The 17,156-nt window shown below is 73.7% G+C and carries 8 protein-coding genes; 6 read left to right on the forward strand and 2 right to left on the reverse strand.

All coding sequences use genetic code 11. The features are described from left to right. The first annotated feature begins 172 nt into the window (after positions 1–172). From AB0G28_RS22085 to AB0G28_RS22110, 6 genes are all read left to right on the forward strand, one after another. Positions 173–670, forward strand: a complete 498-nt coding sequence (locus AB0G28_RS22085; protein ID WP_361091741.1) for a winged helix-turn-helix domain-containing protein — start codon at positions 173–175, stop codon at positions 668–670. Between the two features lie 309 nt (positions 671–979). Continuing rightward, complete coding sequence (locus AB0G28_RS22090) at positions 980–2,743, forward strand: non-ribosomal peptide synthetase (protein WP_361091744.1); 1,764 nt, start codon at positions 980–982, stop codon at positions 2,741–2,743. Next, positions 2,740–5,592: a condensation domain-containing protein gene (locus AB0G28_RS22095; protein ID WP_361091747.1), complete on the forward strand. Its 2,853-nt coding sequence runs from the start codon at positions 2,740–2,742 to the stop codon at positions 5,590–5,592. Before AB0G28_RS22090 ends, AB0G28_RS22095 begins: the two co-directional genes overlap by 4 nt. Next, a complete protein-coding gene (locus tag AB0G28_RS22100) occupies positions 5,589–5,858 on the forward strand; it encodes an acyl carrier protein (RefSeq protein WP_361091750.1) in 270 nt (89 codons plus the stop codon). Before AB0G28_RS22095 ends, AB0G28_RS22100 begins: the two co-directional genes overlap by 4 nt. Further along, on the forward strand, positions 5,851–7,356 hold the full coding sequence (locus AB0G28_RS22105) for a D-alanine--poly(phosphoribitol) ligase (RefSeq protein WP_361091753.1): 1,506 nt from the start codon (positions 5,851–5,853) through the stop codon (positions 7,354–7,356). Before AB0G28_RS22100 ends, AB0G28_RS22105 begins: the two co-directional genes overlap by 8 nt. Before the next feature lie 23 nt (positions 7,357–7,379). Then, positions 7,380–15,437 (forward strand): amino acid adenylation domain-containing protein, encoded by an 8,058-nt coding sequence (locus AB0G28_RS22110; protein WP_361091756.1) that lies wholly within the window; start codon positions 7,380–7,382, stop codon positions 15,435–15,437. A 146-nt stretch (positions 15,438–15,583) separates the two neighbouring features. Here AB0G28_RS22110 and AB0G28_RS22115 read toward each other — a convergent pair whose 3' ends face one another. Both AB0G28_RS22115 and AB0G28_RS22120 read right to left on the reverse strand, forming a co-directional pair. Continuing rightward, entirely contained in the window at positions 15,584–16,480 is an 897-nt protein-coding gene (locus AB0G28_RS22115; RefSeq protein ID WP_361091759.1) for a hypothetical protein, read from the reverse strand. Next, positions 16,471–16,914 carry a hypothetical protein gene (locus AB0G28_RS22120; RefSeq protein WP_361091762.1) on the reverse strand — a complete coding sequence of 148 codons (444 nt, stop codon included), beginning with the start codon at positions 16,912–16,914 and terminating at the stop codon, positions 16,471–16,473. Before AB0G28_RS22120 ends, AB0G28_RS22115 begins: the two co-directional genes overlap by 10 nt. Between the last annotated feature and the right edge of the window lie 242 nt (positions 16,915–17,156).

Genomic DNA, 17,156 nt, shown 5'->3' on the forward strand with positions numbered 1-17,156 from the left:
CTCAGCACCGAACGCCCGTGGGCAGGATGTCCAGGACCTGGAATCTCATCGCGCGGCTCCGTCCGCTTCGTGGAACACGATCATCGTGCCGCCGGCGGGGCACGTGCCGTCAAGTCGTTCCACCCGCCGGGCATCCTTCCCGCCGAGGTGGTCACGAACCAGAATCGCGCTCATGACGACCCCGCCCGAACAGCGCACGACCGCCGAGCTGCTCCGCGTGGACATCCGGATCGACCTCACCGGCCGAGCCGGCGACGCGGCCCTCGTCGCCGCCCGGCTGGCCACCGCGCTGGACGGCCTGGCGAGCGTCGACGTCACGACTCGGCGCGCGGCCGTCCCGACGAAGGCGGCGCCCCACCTCAGGCTGGTCTCCGACCCGCTCCTGCGCATCGAAACCGGCTCCCGGCGCGCGGTCCTGCTGGGCAGCCCGCTCGTCCTGACCCGGCTGGAGTTCGACCTGCTGCGTTTCCTGCGCGCGCACCCGGACCGGGTCTTCACCCGCGCCGCGCTCAAATCGGCGCTCTGGCCGCGACAGCACGGCGGCGACCGGACGGTCGACGTCCACGTCCGCAAGCTCCGCGCCAAGCTCGCGCCACACCTGGATCCGATCACCACGGTCCGCGGTGTCGGCTACCGCTTCGAGGGCTCGGCGCCGGTGACCCTGGCTTGAACCGCTGCTGGTTCGCCGAACACCACCTCGACCCCGGCGTCGCCGAGCCGCGAACCGAGCCGGCGACCCATCCCGAGGCTCCACAGTGGACAGTTCCGTGCTTACCCTGCCGAGCCGAGTCGTCGCAGTACGTGACATCGAAGTCTCCCTTGGTGATCGATCGCTCGCGGGGAGTATCGGCTTTGGGCTGATCAGACCTGCGGAGCCACCGAATGGGCGATACGTGCTGTCCGCGTTCATTGCTTAACTTTCTTCACCGCGTGGGTTCGGGGGGCCGGAAGTCATCCACGCGGCGAACCATGGGGGTTGATGTTGTCGCACCAGCAGCCGACCGTGCCCGAATTGCTCGGGCACCAGGTTCGGCGCTCACCTTCCGCCTGCGCTGTGCTCGACCGGCGGAGCGGCGGCAGCCTGACCTACGGCGAGCTGTGGCAGCGCGCCGGGGCGCTGGCGGCGGACCTCGCCGCTCGCGGTGTCCGGCCGGGCTCCCTGGTCGCGGTGGCCGCCGGGCCGTCGATCGGCCTGGTCGTGGCGCTGACCGGCGTGCTGCGGGCGGGCGCCGCCTACGTGCCGCTGGACCCGCACGCCCCGGCCGCCCGGGTGGCCGCGATCCTGCGTGACTGCGGCGATCCGCCGGTGGTCGTGGGCGACGGCGGCCGGGCCGACCGCCTGCCCGCCGGGCACCCCGTGCTCGCCGTCCCCGGCGGCCCGGCGGCGCACGACCTCGACCTCCCCCCGGCCGACGACGACGAAGCCGTGGCCTACGTGTCGTTCACCTCCGGGTCGACGGGCGAGCCCAAGGGCGTGATGGTTCCGCACCGGGCGATCGCGCGTCTCGTCGTCTCGCCGAACTACTGCACGGTGGAACCCGGCGACCGGGTGGCCGGCATGGCGAACCCGGCGTTCGACGCGACCACGTTCGAGCTCTGGGGCGCGCTCACCGCGGGCGCCACCGTCGTGGTGCTGCCGACCCCGGCGGAACTGCCCGTCGAGCAGTGGCTCGGCCTGGTCGCCGACACGGGCGTCGACACGATGTTCCTGACCACGTCGATGTTCCACACCATCGCCCGCGAGCGGCCGGACGCGTTCGCGGGGCTGCGCACGCTCGTGGTCGGCGGCGAACAGCTGGATCTCGAGCTCACCCGGCGCGTCCTCGACGCCGGTCCCCCGGGCCGGCTGGTCAACGGCTACGGCCCGACCGAGACCACCACCTTCGCCACCGCCTACCAGTGCACCCCCGAGAGCCTGCGGGACCGGGCCAGGGTTCCGATCGGCTTCGCGTTGCAGCGCACCGAACTGCACGTCCTGGCCGACGACCTGACCCCGGTGGCGCTGGGCGAACAGGGCGAACTCTGCGTCGGCGGGCCCGGGGTGGCCCTCGGCTACCTCGGCCGGCCGGAGCTGACCGCGAGCAAGTTCGTCGCCGACCCGCGCACCGGCAAGACCCTCTACCGCACCGGGGACATCGTGCGGGAGCTGGCGGACGGCGCACTGGAGCTGCTCGGCAGGCGGGACCGCCAGGTCAAGCTGCGCGGCTTCCGCATCGAGCTGGAGGAGATCGAGCACGCGGCGGTCGCCACCCGGCTCGCCGAGCACGTGTTCGTCGAGAAGGTCGGCGACGGCGCGCAGGCCGCCCTGGTCGGGTTCGCGCTCCCGGCGCCGGGCGTCGTCCCGGCGGCCCTGCCCGGCCTGCTGCGCGACCGGCTCACCGAACGGCTGCCCGGGTACATGATCCCGGGCCGGTGGGTGGTGCTCGACGCGGTGCCGCTCGGGCCGACCGGCAAGGCCGACCGCACCGCGATGCTGGCCGCGATCAGTCCACAGCGGACAGCCGGAAACTCCCCCGGGCCGGATCTGGTCGGCGCGGTCGTCGCCGAGGTGCTCGGCGGCGTCGAGGTCGCCGCCACCGACAACTTCCTCGACCTCGGCGGCAATTCGATCCTGGCGGTGCAGGTGGCCTCGCGGCTCGGGGCACGGCTCGCCGCGACGGTCGACCCCGCCGAGCTGCTGCTGGCCGACACGCTGGCGGAGTTCGCCGCCACCTTGCCGGGCACGGCGGTGCGCAGCGCATGACCGCTGAGCTCGTACCGACCGGCGTACCGGTCGCGGCGTTGTCGAGCGCCCAGGAACGGCTGTGGCTGATCGAGCAGTCGGCGCCCGGCTCGCCCCTGTACTCGGTGCCGTTGTTCCTGCGGTGGACCGAACCGCTCGACGTGGCGGCGTTGCGCGTGGCGCTCGACGGGCTGGTCGCGCGGCACGACGTGCTGCGCACCACCTACGAGCGCCGCGGCGACCGGGTGGTGCAGGTCGTCGCGGAGCAGCACGCGATGCCGGTGGAGGTCGTCGACGACCCGCTGTCGCCCGAGGAGGTCCGCCAGGACGCGGTGCGCCGCTGCCGGATCGGGTTCGACCTCGCCCGGACGCCACCCGCCCGGTGCGTCGTGTGGCCTGCGACCGGCACGGTCCTGCTGCTGATCCACCACATCGCGGTGGACGGCTGGTCGCTCGTGCCGCTCTTCGAGGACCTGGCGCAGCTGTACCGCACCGGACGCGCCACGGCGCCGGCGGACGAACTGCGGTACGTCGACTACGCGCAATGGGACCGGCAGGTCTCCGCCGATCCCGTTGTCTGCGAAGAGCTTCGGCGCCGAGCGGACGCGCTGGCCGCGGCACCCGGACCGGCCCGCCTCGGCGGTGCCCGGCCGGTCGCCGCGACCCCGGAAGGCGCCCGGCCGGGCAGGCAGGTCGTCTTCGACCTCGACGCGGAGCTGGTGGCCGCCGCCGAACGGGTGGCGAAACAGACCCGGGGCACCCCGTTCGTGGTGTTCCTGGCCGCGTACCTGGAAACCCTGCGGCGCTGGGCCGAGCGCACCGAGTTCGTCATCGGGACGTTCACGGTCAACCGGCCGCACCCGGCGCTGGAGCGCATGGCCGGCTTCTTCGTCAACACCGTGCCGATGATCTTGCGCTGCCCGGACGGCGGCACGTTCCGCGACCTCGTCGCCGCGAACCGGGCGGAGGCGTTCGCGTCGCTTCGCCACCAGCGGCTGCCGTTCGACCGGCTGGTGGCCGAGGTCGCGGCGCGCGACGCGGGCCGGCGCGGGCTCGCCGACATCGCGTTCGCCCACCAGAACTTCCCCGCGCCGAACATCGACGAGCCACTGTGGACGAGCGAGCTGCTGCCGACCGGCACCGCGAAGGCCGACCTGCTGCTGATCGTCGAGACGACCGCCACCGGCGCCCGCGGCACACTCGAGTTCGCCACCGACCGGTACCCGGAAGAGCTCGGCCCCCGCTTCGTCGCCGACTACCTCGCGGTGCTCGACGCGGTGCTCGCCGACCCCGACCGGCCGCTGGCGGACGTCCGGGTGCCGAACGGACCCCTAGTCACACCGCGCCCTTCGGCCGAGCCGGTGCCCGCGGACCGCGGCGCGCCACCGCCCGCCGACGTGCGGCGCACGGCCGCGAACCTGTTCCGCACTGCCTTGTCCACAGTGGACGGACTGGCGGTGGGACGGATCGGCGACGACGACAACTTCTTCGCCCTCGGCGGCAACTCCCTGCTCGCGATCACCATGCTCGGCAACGCCCAGGTCGCGCCCAGCGAGTTCCTCGCCGACCCCACCGTGACCGGGCTCGCCCGGCTGCTCGCGCGAGAACCGGCGCCCGCGGCCGAGCCCACCACTGACCGGCCGCTCACCTCGGCGCAGGAACGGATGTGGTTGCAGGACCGGATGCCGCACCTGCGCGCGGCCTACCTGGTGCCGTCGATCGTCGAGTTCGGCCCGGGCGTCGACGCCGGCAGGCTCGCCGCCGCGGTCGACCGGGTCCTCGCCCACCACCCGGCGCTGCGGTCGCGGTTCCGCCTCGACCGGGCGGCCAAGCGCGTGGTCCGCGCCGAAGGCTCCCCGGCCCGCGCCACCGTCACCGACATCACCGGCTGGCCAGACGACAAGCTCGCCGACCACGTCACGACCGTGTGCTGGACGCCGTTCGCACTGGCCGACCAGGCGCCCGCACGGGCGGAACTCCTCGTGGCCGACGACCGGTGCGTGCTCGTGTTCTGCGCGCACCACCTCGTGCTCGACGGCGCGTCCCGCCAGGTCGTGTTCGACCAGATCGGCGCCGCCTACCGCGGCGACCCGCTGCCCGCCGCGGACGCGCCCGCGCCACCCCCACCACCGGCCGGCGCGGCGGAGCTGATCACCGCGCTCGCCGGGGCGCCCACCGACATCGCCCTGCCGCACGACCGGTCGCGCGGCGCCCGGCAGTCGATCGAGGCGGACTCGGTCCGGCGCCGCCTCGGCCCGGCCCGTACCGCGCTGCTGCACAAGGCCGCCGCCGACGCCGGGTGCAGCCTGTTCCTCGCCACGGCCGCGCTGGTCGCCGGCACGCTCGCCCGGCACACCGCGCAACGCGACTTCGTGTTCGTGTTCCCGTGGTCGCAGCGGCCGGGCACGGCCACGGACGTCGTCGGGATGTTCGTCAACACCGTGCCGATCCGGGTGGACCTGACCGGCGCGCGCACCTGGCGGGACGCGCTGGAGCGGGCGGCGGCCGCGGGTGCCCTCGGGTACCGGAGTGCCGACGTGCCGTTCGACGAGGTCGCGGCGGCCCTGCACCCGGCACGCGACCTCGGCAGGCCACCGGTCACCCCGGTGTACGTGGACGCCACCGACACCACGCCCCGCCCGCCGGACCTCGGCGTCGCGGCCCGGCTGTGGCCGCTGCCCGCGCTGAAAGCCAAGTACGAAATGGAGTTCGCCGCCGTCGACAGCGGTGACGGGCTCGAGTTCGACCTGACCTACCTGACGGGTCTGTTCGACGCGGCCACCGCCGGCGCGGTGGCCGACACCCTGCTGGCCTGCGCCACCGCGCTGGCCGACGACCCCCGATCGCCACTGGCCGAGGAGACGCCATGAACCACCCGGACCCCGCTCCCCGGCCCGAACTGGTCACGCTGGTGCGCCAGGCGTGGGCCGAGGTCCTCGACACCGACGAGGACGCCGTGCCGCTGGAGACCGGCTTCTTCGAGGCGGGCGGCAACTCCATGCTCCTGGTGCTGCTCGGCGACGTGCTGGGCGACACCACGGGCACCTCGCTGGACCCCGTGGAGCTGTTCCAGCACAGCACGGTGCGGGCGCAGGCCGGGCTGCTGGCCGAGGTGGGTGCCCGGCCGCATGCCTGACCCGATCCAGCCCGCCGCTCGGACGTTGTACCAGTGGTTCGCGGCGTCGGTCGCGCGCGTGCCCGACGCGGTCGCCGTCGAGGTGGACGGCGCCGCCGTGACCTACCGCGAACTCGACGACCTGTCCGCGCGGCTGGCCGCCCACATCGCCGCCGAGTGCGGCGCACTCCCCCGCCGGGTCGGCCTGCTCGCCTCCCGCAGCCTGCTCGCGTTCGCCGGGTACCTGGCGGCGACCCGGCTCGGCGCGACGGTGGTGCCGCTGAACGCCGGGCATCCCGTCGAACGCAACCGGGCCGTGTGCCGTGCGGCGCGGCCGGACCTGCTGCTCGCCGACGCGGGTGGCGCCGCGCAGGCGGGCGAGCTGGCCGGGCTGGCGGCAAACGCTGTAGTCGAACCGTCTCTTGTGGACCTTCCGGCGGCCCGGCCGCCGGAAGCGCGCCCCGACCCGGACGCGGTCGCCTACATCCTCTTCACCTCCGGCTCCACCGGCCGGCCGAAGGGGGTGCCGGTGCGCCACCGCAACGTCGACGCGTTCCTCGCGCACAACGTGTCCCGGTTCGCGGTCGAGCCCGGCTGCCGGCTGTCGCACACCTTCGACCTGACCTTCGACCTCGCGGTGTTCGACCTGTTCGTCAGCTGGGCGGGCGGCGCGACCCTGGTGTGCCCGGGCCGCACGGAACTGACCCAGCCGGTGCGCTACCTCGCCGAGCGCGAACTCACCCACTGGTTCTCCGTGCCCGCCGCGATCACCGTCGCCGCCGGACTGGGCACGCTGACCACCGGCGTGCCGACCGCATTGCGCTACAGCATCTTCTGCGGTGAGCAGTTCACCCTCGGCCAGGCGCGGGCCTGGCACGCGGTCGCGCCCCGGTCGGCCATCGTCAACGCGTACGGCCCGACCGAGCTCACGATCGCGTGCGCGGACTACCAGCTGCCCGCCGACCCGGCGGACTGGCCGAGCACGGGCAACGACACCGTCCCCATCGGAGCGCCGTACCCGCACCTGGACGCCGTCCTGCTCGACGCCGACGGCCGCCCCGCGGCCGAAGGCGAGCTGTGCGTGCGTGGCCCGCAGCGCTTCGACGGCTACCTCGACCCGGCCGACGACACCGGCCGGTTCACCGAGGGGCGGCACTACCGCACCGGCGACGTCGTGCGCCGCGAGGGCGGCCAATGGGTGCACGTCGGGCGGCTCGACCAGCAGGTCCAGGTCAACGGCTACCGGGTCGAGCTCGGTGAGGTGGAGGCCGCGTTGCGGCGCACGGACGGGATCGGCGCCGCCGTGGTGGTCGCCACCGCGCACGACGGGCGGACCGAGCTCGCCGCCTTCTACACCGGTGACCTGCCCGCGGCGCGGGTGCGGCGGGAACTGCGCCGCACGCTGCCCGTGTACATGGTGCCGCGCCGGCTGACGCCGCTGCCGAGCATCCCGCTCAACGCCAACGGCAAGGCGGACCGGCCCCGGCTGCGTGCCATGGCCGCCACTGTGGCCCGCTGACCCGCTGAACGACGAAGGAAACCATGCAGCGAAGCGATCGCGACATCGCCGTCATCGGCATCGCCTGCCGCTACCCGGCGGCGGACGGCCCCGACCAGTTCTGGGCCACGGTCACCTCCGGCACCGACGTGGTCCGGTCGTTCACCGACGACGAACTGCTCGCCGACGGCGCCGACCCGGCGAGCATCGCCGACCCCGGCTACGTCCGGTCGGGCGTCGTACTCGACGGGATCGCCGAGTTCGACGCGGAATTCTTCGGCATGTCCCGCCGCGAGGCCGAGGTGCTCGACCCCCAGCACCGGCTGTTCCTCGAATGCTGCTGGCACGCCATGGAAGACGCCGGGCAGGCACCCGGTTCCGCGGGCCGCCGGGCCGGGGTGTTCGCCGGGGCACGCTCCAGCGTCTACCTGACGGAGAACCTGTCGTCCGCGCCGGAGCTGCTGCGCGCCGTCGGCGACTACCAGGTGGCGTTGTCGACCGACAAGGACTACCTGGCCGGACGGGTCGCGTACAAGCTGGACCTGCGCGGGCCCGCCGTCTCCGTGAACACGGCGTGCTCCACCTCGCTGGTGGCGGTGCACATGGCGAAGCAGAGCCTGCTGCTCGGCGAATGCGACGTGGCGCTGGCCGGCGGGGCCGCGATCGAGCCCGCACAGCGGCGCGGCTACTCCTACGTCGAGGGCGGCACGTTGTCTCCGGACGGGCACTGCCGCCCGTTCGACCGGAACGCCCGGGGCACGATCGCGGCCAGCGGGGTCGGCGTCGTGGTGCTCAAGCGGCTGGCCGACGCGCTGCGCGACGGCGACCCGGTGCGCGCGGTGATCCGGGGTTCGGCGATCAACAACGACGGCGCCGCCAAGGTCGGGTTCACCGCGCCGGGCGTGGACGGGCAGGTCGACGTGATCACCCGGGCGCTGGCCGATGCCGGGGTGCCGCCCCGGTCGATCGGCTACGTCGAGGCGCACGGCACCGGCACCCCGCTCGGCGACCCGATCGAGGTGTCCGCGCTGACCAAGGCGTTCCGCGCCGGCACCGAGGACACCGGGTTCTGCGTGCTCGGCTCGGTCAAGGGCACCTTCGGCCACGCCGACGCGGCGGCCGGCGTCGCCGGGTTGATCAAGGCCGTACTCGCGTTGCAGCACGGGATCCTGCCCGGCAACCCCAACCTGGCCGAACCCAGCCCCCGGATCCGCCTGGCGAAGAGCCCGTTCCGGCTCAACACGTCCACAGTGGACTGGACGGCGGACGGCGGCCCGCGCCGCGCGGGCGTCAGCTCGTTCGGCATGGGCGGCACCAACGCCCACGTGATCCTGGAAGAAGCGCCGCCACGGCCGCCGGACGCGGACCGCACCGGGCCCGCGCTGCTGGCCTTGTCCGCCGCGACGCCCCGCGCGCTGACCGACCTGGCGGAGTCCCTAGTAACCCACCTGGAGCGGCACCCGGGTGACCTCGCCGGGATCGAGGCGACCCTGCACCGCGGCCGCGCCCGGCTCACCCACCGGCGGGTCGTCACCGGCGCCGGCCCCGCGGAACTCGTCGCCGCGCTGCGCGAACCCGCACCCCCGGTCGAGGGCACCGACCGGCCGGTCGCGTTCGTGTTCCCCGGTCAGGGCAGCCAGTACGCCGGGATGGGCGCCGGGCTGTACCGCGACGAACCGGTGTTCCGGGACGTGGTGGACGAGTGCGCGGCCGCGCTGCGCCCGCACCTCGGGCTCGACCTGCGGGACGTGCTGCACGGCAGTGAAAGCGCGGACGGCGGCGCGCTCGACCGGACCGCGCTGACCCAGCCGGCGTTGTTCGTCACCGAGTACGCGCTCGCCCGCACGCTGCTGGACCGCGGCCTCACCCCGGCCGCCATGGCCGGGCACAGCATCGGCGAGTACGTGGCCGCGTGCCTGGCCGGGGTGTTCACGCTGCCGGACGCGCTGGGCCTGGTCGCGACGCGCGGCCGGCTCGTGCAGTCGCTCCCGCCCGGCGCGATGCTCGCGGTCGAGCTCGCGGAGAAGGACGCCATCGAGCTGCTCCGGCCCGACGTGGCGATCGCCGCGGTCAACGGGCCGCGGTCCTGCGTGCTCTCCGGCCCGCCGTCGGCCGTGCGGGAGATCGAGGCGGACCTGCGCGCGCGAGACGTCGCCTGCCGCGTGCTGCGCACCTCCCACGCGTTCCACTCGGGGATGCTCGACCCGGTGCTCGCCGAGTTCACCGAGGCGGTCGCGGCGGTCCCGCTCGCCGAACCGGGCCTGCGCTACCTGTCCAACGTCACCGGCACCTGGGTGACCGCGAAGCAGGCCACCGACCCGCACTACTGGGCGAGGCATCTGCGCGAACCGGTGCGGTTCGCCGACTCCGCGGCCGAGCTCGCGCGCGCCGGGCTGGTGGTGGCCGAGACGGGGCCGGGGCACACGCTGACGACGTTGGTGCGGCGCGGCGAGGGCACGGCCGTGCCCCTGATGCGGCGAGCCGCCGACGCGACCGGCGACCTGCCGGCACTGCTTTCCGGCGTCGGCCGGGTGTGGGCGCACGGCGGGCGGGTGGACCTCGCCCGGTTCACCGGCAGCGACCGGCACCCGATGGTGTCCCTGCCCGGCTACCCGTTCCAGCGGCAGCGCTACTGGATCGAGGCAGGCCGCTCACACTCCACAGTGGACATCAAGCCGGCGGCCGGGGAGACGCTCACCGACGACCAGGCGCGCATCGCGGCGGTCTGGACCGAGTTGCTGGGCGTCGACGACATCGGCCCCGGCGACGACTTCTTCGGCCTCGGCGGCGATTCCCTGCTCGCGACCCGGCTCGTCGCCCGGCTGAGCAGCCGGTTCGGGCTCACGGTCCCGCTCGACGCCGTGTTCGCCACGCCCACCCTGCGCGGCCTGACCGACGCGGCGACCAAGACCAGGACCACGGCCGGCCCCGCCGCGGAACCGGTGCCCGTGCGGCCGTCGGAGCTGCCCGCCACGGCCGTGCAGCGGCGCATGTGGTTCCTCGACCACGCCCACGACCACCCGGCCGCGTACGTCATCGCGACCGCGGCGGAGCTGCGCGGACCGCTGGACGTGGCCGCCCTGCGCACCGCGCTCGCCGAGGTCGTCGCCCGGCACGAGTCGTTGCGCACTGTCTTCTCCGCGCCCGAAGGCCGGCCACTGCAGGTGATCCGGGCCGAGGTCCCGGTGGCGCTGCCGGTGACCGAGGCGCACCCGGCCGACCTCGACGACCTCCTCCAGGCCGCCGCACGCACGCCGTTCGACCTGGCCGAAGGCCCGCTCTTCCGGTTCTCCCTGTTCCGGCTCGCCGCCGAGCACCACGTGCTGGGCCTCTGCGTGCACCACATCGTCGCCGACAGCTGGTCGTTCGGCGTGCTGTTCGACGAGCTCGGCGCGTGCTACCGCGCGCTGCGCGCGGGAGAACCGTCGCCGCTGACCAGCCCCGCGGTGCAGTACGCCGACGTGGTCACCGACGTGATTGCCGAGGCCGACCTCGCGTACTGGCGGGAAAACCTCGCCGGGGCCACCGGCACCGTCGACCTGCCGACCACCGGGCCGCGCCCGCCCGTGCAGACCTTCGACGGCCGGCTGGCCCGCCGGGTGCTCGGCGCCGACCTGACCGGACGCGTCAACGCCGTGGCCCGTGACCACGACGCGACGCTCTACATGGTGCTGCTCGCCGCGTTGCAGGCGTTGCTGCACCGCTACAGCGGCCAGCAGGACATCTGCGTCGGCTCGCCGGTCGCGGGGCGCACCAAGGCCGACCAGGAACGGGTGGTCGGCTGCCTGCTCAACACGCTGGTGCTGCGCACTTCGCTGGACCGCGAGCTGTCGTTCGCCGACCTGCTGACCCGGGTGCGGAGCACCGCGCTGGGTGCGTTCGCCCACCAGGGCGCACCGTTCCAGCAGGTGGTCGAGGCGCTGAAGCTGCCGAAGGACCCCAGCCGCAACCCGCTGTTCCAGGTGATGTTCAACCTGCTGAACACCCGGGGCGCCGACCTGGCGCTCGACGGGCTCACCGTGGCCGAACACCCCGTGCACCCCGGCGGCGCACAGGTCGACCTCGGGCTCACCGTGCACCAGCGCGACGGCGCACTGGTCTGCGAACTGGAGTACAACACCGACCTGTTCGACGCGGCCGCCGCCGAGCGGACCCTCGGGCACTTCGAACAGCTGCTGCACGCGGTCACCGCCGACCCCGGTACCGCCATCGGCGCCGCGCCGCTGCTCACTCCGGCCGAACAGGCCCAGCTCGCCGAGTGGTCCGGCACCGGCACTCCCGTGGCACCGCCGTCCGGCGGCATCCACGACCTCGTCGCGGCGCAGGCGGCCCGCACCCCGGACGCTCCCGCGGTCACGTTCGGCGGCACTTCCCTGACCTATCAGGAACTCCTCACCCGCGCCGACGCGCTCGCGGCCCGGTTGCGTGACCACGGCGTCGGGCCGGACACCCTGGTCGCCGTCGCCGTGGAACGCGCCGAGCTGCTGCCGGTGGCGCTCCTCGCGGTGTTGCGGGCGGGCGGTGCGTACGTGCCGCTCGACGCGGCCTACCCGCGGCAGCGCCAGCAGTTCATCCTCGACGACTCCGGTGCCGCCGTGCTACTCACCGAACGCGCCCTCGCCGACCGCTACGCCGGGCAGGACCTGACCGTGCTGCTCGCCGACGAGCCGGCCGGGCCCCAGCCCGCGGCCACGGCCGGAACCGCGGCCTCGCCGCACGACCTGGCCTACGTCCTGTACACCTCCGGTTCCACCGGGCGGCCCAAGGGCGTGCGGGTCGAGCACGGCTCGGTGGTCAACTTCCTGCGGGGCATGCGCGAGCGGCTCGGCACCGGCCCGGCCGACACCCTGGTCGCGGTCACCACCTACGCCTTCGACATCTCGGTGCTGGAGCTCTTCCTGCCGCTGATCAGCGGCGGGCGCGTGGTGCTCGCGAGCCGGGACGTCGCGCACGACCCGGCCGACCTCGCCGCGTTGCTGGAGCGGGAGAACGCCACGGTCATGCAGGCGACCCCGGCCACGTGGCAGCTGCTGGTGACCGACGGCTGGACCGGCCGGCCCGGCCTGACCGCGTTGTGCGGTGGTGAAGCGCTGCCGGTCGCCCTCGCCGAGCAGCTGACCGGGCGGGTCCGGGTGCTGCACAACATGTACGGCCCGACCGAGGCGACCATCTGGGCCACCGCCGCCGAGGTGGTCCCCGGCGTGCCGATCACCATCGGCAGGCCGTTGCCGGGCGTCACCGCGCACCTGCTCGACCCGGGCGGGCAGCCCGTGCCGGTCGGCGTGCCCGGCGAACTGCACCTCGGCGGTGCCTGTCTCGCCCGCGACTACCTGGGCCGCCCCGAGATCACGGCCGAGCGGTTCGTGCCCGACCCGTTCGCCGCCGACCCGGACGCGCGCCTGTACAAGACCGGCGACCTCGCCCGCCACCGCGCGGACGGCACCCTCGAGTTCCTCGGCCGCAACGACACCCAGGTGAAGGTCCGCGGCCACCGCATCGAACTCGGGGAGATCGAGACGGTGCTCGGCCGGCACGACGCGGTTCGCGACGCCGTGGCCGTGGTCCGCGAGGACGGCGGCGACAAGGCGATCGTGGGCTACGTGACGCTGCACGACGGCGCCGCGGCGCCCAGCACCACCGACTGGCGCGCGCACCTGCGCACCGTGCTCCCCGACTACATGCTGCCGTCGGCGTTCGTCGTGCTCGAAGCGTTCCCGTTGACCCCCAACGGGAAGGTCGACCGCACCGCGCTGCCCGCGCCGCGGCGCACGGTGGCCGAGACCCGGACGGCACCGCGCACCGCGTTCGAGGCGGACCTCGCCACGCGCTGGTGCGAGCTGCTCGGGTTGCCGGGCATCGGCATCGACGACGACTTCTTCGCGATGGGCGGCGACTCGTTCAAGGCGGTGCGCGCGGTGCGGGACCTCGGCGTCCCCGCGACCGTGATGGACCTCTTCACCCACCCGACCATCCGGCAGTTCGCCGAGCACGTCGCCGGGCCCGGCACCGGCACCACCACCGAGCAGAAGCTGCTGCTGCGGCTCACCCCGGCGCGGCCTGCCACGGTGAACCTGGTCTGCGTGCCGCTGGCCGCGGGCGGTGCCCTCACCTACCGGGAGCTGGCCGCCGCGGTCCCGGACCACATCGCGCTCTACGCCATCCAGCCGCCGGGCCACGACGTCAGCAACCCCGGCGAGCCCGCACTGGGCTTCGACGAGCTCGTCGAGCGGTGCGCCGCCGAGGTCGAGGCGCTGGCCGGTCCCGTCGTCCTCTATGGACACTGCATGGGCGGGGCGCAGACCATCGCACTCGCCCGCAAGCTCGAAGACGACGGAGCCGATCTGCTGCGGGTCGTGATCGGCGGGCACTTCCCCGCGCCGCGGATGCCCGGCCGGTTCTCCCGGACGCTGCGCGCGATGATGCCGTTGCGGCGCACGACGTCCAAGCGCCGCGCGCTGGAGTTCCTGCGCGCCACCGGGTTGTTCAACGAGGTGACGGACGCCGCCGAGCAGGACTTCCTGATGCGGATCTTCCTCGACGACACCCAGCAGGGCGAGGACTTCTACACCGACGCCTTCCACGGCGACGGGTTCCGCAAGCTGGCCGCGCCGGTCGTGTGCGTGGTCGGCGACGGCGACCGGGTCACCGAGCTGTACCAGGAGCGGGTGGCCGAGTGGACGCACTTCTCCGATGCGGTCTCCCTGCACGTGATCCCGCGGGCCGGGCACTACTTCCACAAGCACCAGGCCGGCCAGCTGGCGTCGTTCATCGTCGCCGGGGAAGGCGCGCCGGTGACCCCGCCACCGCCCGCGGACATGCGCGCGTTCCTGCTGGTCGCGCTCGGGCAGCTGGTGTCGCTGATCGGGTCGGGGCTCACGACGTTCACCCTCGGCGTGTTCGTGTACCAGCGCACCGGGTCGGTGTCGCTCTTCGGGTTGATCAGCGTGCTGACGTTGCTGCCCGCGGTGGCGCTCGCCCCGGTCACCGGCGCGATCGCCGACCGGTGGGACCGGCGCAAGATCATGCTCGGCGCGGACGCGTTGTCCGCGGTCAGCTCGATCGGCCTGGTCACGTTGCTGTGGACCGGATCGCTGCAGCTGTGGCAGGTGTACCCGCTGGTGGGGCTGGGGGCGATCGCGGTCGCGTTCCAGCAACCCGCGTACCGCGCCGCGGTGACGCAGCTGGTGCCCAAGCGCTACTACGGCCGGGCGAACGGCCTGGCGCAGCTCGGCAGCGCGGCGGGCACGGTGCTCGCACCGCTGCTCGGCGGCGGTCTCGCGGTGTTGGTCGGCCTGACCGGTGTCGTGGTGATCGACGTGGTGACGTTCGGGTTCGCGTTGCTGACGCTGGTGCTCGTGCGGTTCCCGGACCGGATGTTCAACCGGCTCGAGGAGCCGTTCACCCGCGAGCTGACCGGCGGCTGGCGCTACCTCGTGCGGCGGCCGGGGCTGCTGGCGATCATCCTCGCCACGACCGCGCTCAACTTCACCCTGGCGATGGTCGAGGTGATCGCCACGCCGCTGACGCTGTCGATGGGCGCCGTGTCGACCCTGGGCCTGGTGATGGCCGCCGGTGGCCTCGGACTGCTCGGCGGCAGCGTGCTGACCAGCCTGTGGGGCGGGTTCCGGCGGCGCACCACCGGCATCCTCGGGTCGTTCGCGGTGATCGGCGCGTTCATGGTCGTGCTGGGCCTGGTGCCGAACCCGGTGTTCCCGGCCGTGGGCCTGTTCGGCATCGGCCTCGCGTCCGCGGTGCTCAACGCGCACTGGGGGTCGATCGTGCAGGCGAAGGTGGGCCTGGAGCTGCAGGGCCGGGTGTTCGCCGCCAACCTGATGGTCAGCTGGCTGATGGTGCCCGCCGGGTTCGCGCTCGCCGGCCCGCTGACCGACGGGGTGTTCGAGCCGCTCGCCGCCGCCGCGGGGATGCCGGGGCGGGGCATGGGCTGGCTGGCGGTGGGGGCGGGCATCGTGTCGCTGGCCTTGGCGGCGGGCGCGTGGCGGTACCGGCGCCTGCGGCTGCTGGAGGACGAACTGCCCGACGCCATCCCCGATCCGGTCGTGCTGAAGGACAAGGACGCCATCCAGGCGAAGGCGACCGCCTGACCCGTCGGAGCTCGAAGACGGCCGCGCACCCGAAGCTCACGACCGAGTGCCGGACGCGGCTGCGACAGTTCGCTGCGGCGCAACAGGTTACTCCCGAAGCGCCACCAGCCGAGCCCGCACGCCCGCCCCGGGGCTGACCTCGCGGGTCACGCCAGTATCCGCAGCGCGGCCTCGTCCTGCCTCGCGTGCAAGCCGGTCCAGTCCGCGACCAGAGCCGGGTCCTCGGCCAGGACCTGGCGCTGCATCTCGGTCAGCCGGTCGTAGGCCGGCGCGAGGTAGCCGGTGCGGTCCTTGCACCGAAGATCCGCGCGCGTGACCGGGTCGGCGGCGAAGTCGACACCCGCGGGCAGTGACCTGAGCAGGCTGCGTGGGTCCTCCGCGGCGATGCCCGCCTCCCGCATGCACTGCTGCCAGCGTTGGTTGAGGACGCGGAACTGCGCATCGGTGTCAAGCCGGTCCCGCGCCCGGCGTTCGGCCTCGAAGAACAGGATGTGCAGCTGCATCCACCGCACCCGGCCATCCCCCAGCAGGCGCCGCTCCGCGTCGGCCAGGCAGCCGTCCTGCGGCGCCGACACACTCAGCGTCTTGCCGCGTGCGGAGACGGTCCGCTTCGGATCCCCGTACAACGCCCGGCTGTACCCCTGCGGGTTCTCCACCGGCTGCTCCTGCGCCGAAGCAGCCGGTGGCCGCTCGGACGACTCCAGGCCGAACGGGCGGGGGCTGTCCGGCGCGTCGGCCGCGTCGGCGATCGGTGCCGCCCGGTAGGCGAACCCGGCGGCCGCCATGCACGCGGTGATCAGCTTCCGCTGCGCCGCGGCGATCCGCTCGTCCGACGGCGTCAGGGTGTAGACGAGGGCGTAGATCGGCGGACGGCTGTGCGCGACCGGCTGTGCCGCCGGGGCCGGGGGCGGCGCCGGTGCCGGGATCGACGCCGCCGCGACGCCCACCCCGGTGAGGATCAGCGCCACGCCGAGCAGGCCCGCCCGGCGGTGGCCCCGCCGGAGTACGGCGGGGCCTTCGGAAACGACCCGGTTCAGAAGCACGAGATCGGAGTGGTCGGGCGCAGCCGCAGCGAACTGGCTTCGTCGCGCTGTCCGGCGTGGTTTCCGGCGATGCCGTCGGTGGTGAGCTGGGTGTACTCCACCGCGTGGCCGGGGTTGACGCAGAAGACCAGACCGCCGCCGTAGTTGATGTCGTAGTAGTAGTGGCTCTCGTAGCCTCCGGTACTGGAGTTGCTCGCCGACCAGACGTTGTCGTTGACGTTGGAGCCGTTGGTGAAATAGTCGTCGGTGAAGTTGGTGTCGCTGTTGAAGTAGCTGTGTTGCGCACTCCCCAGCGACGTGATGAACACGCAGTGGTAGCCGGCGGCGCAGTACGGGCCTGCGTTCGCGGGTGCGGCCGCGACCAGGCTCGCCGCGGCCGTCGCTCCCACCAAGCCCAAACCGATGGCGGCGCGCCTGAACATGTTGCCGTGCATGGTTTCCCCTTCCTCGGACGTGGCCGGTGTCTCGCTTGTCCAGGCTTCTCTCCCGCGACGACCGCGGTCAAGGCGATTGCGTCGTGGGTGAAACCCCCAGCTAGGACGCTTACCGTCGGGCTGGATCCGCGGAGCCGGGCATGGACGGGTTTCCCGCGTTCTGGGCCAACCGGGTGTCCCCGACTTGCTCCCATCGGTTGGTACCGCGCGAAACACGCACGCCGATCTGTTCGTTGGTGGTT

The sequence above is a fragment of the Amycolatopsis sp. NPDC021455 genome, from assembly GCF_040640995.1.
Taxonomy (GTDB): domain Bacteria; phylum Actinomycetota; class Actinomycetes; order Mycobacteriales; family Pseudonocardiaceae; genus Amycolatopsis.

Coding starts and splice junctions, on each gene's coding strand:
- AB0G28_RS22105 (WP_361091753.1), top strand. CDS start 5,851: ATGCCTGACCCGATCCAGCCCGCCGCTCGGACGTTGTACCAGTGGTTC.
- AB0G28_RS22110 (WP_361091756.1), top strand. CDS start 7,380: ATGCAGCGAAGCGATCGCGACATCGCCGTCATCGGCATCGCCTGCCGC.
- AB0G28_RS22090 (WP_361091744.1), top strand. CDS start 980: ATGTTGTCGCACCAGCAGCCGACCGTGCCCGAATTGCTCGGGCACCAG.
- AB0G28_RS22120 (WP_361091762.1), bottom strand. CDS start 16,914: ATGCACGGCAACATGTTCAGGCGCGCCGCCATCGGTTTGGGCTTGGTG.
- AB0G28_RS22085 (WP_361091741.1), top strand. CDS start 173: ATGACGACCCCGCCCGAACAGCGCACGACCGCCGAGCTGCTCCGCGTG.
- AB0G28_RS22100 (WP_361091750.1), top strand. CDS start 5,589: ATGAACCACCCGGACCCCGCTCCCCGGCCCGAACTGGTCACGCTGGTG.
- AB0G28_RS22095 (WP_361091747.1), top strand. CDS start 2,740: ATGACCGCTGAGCTCGTACCGACCGGCGTACCGGTCGCGGCGTTGTCG.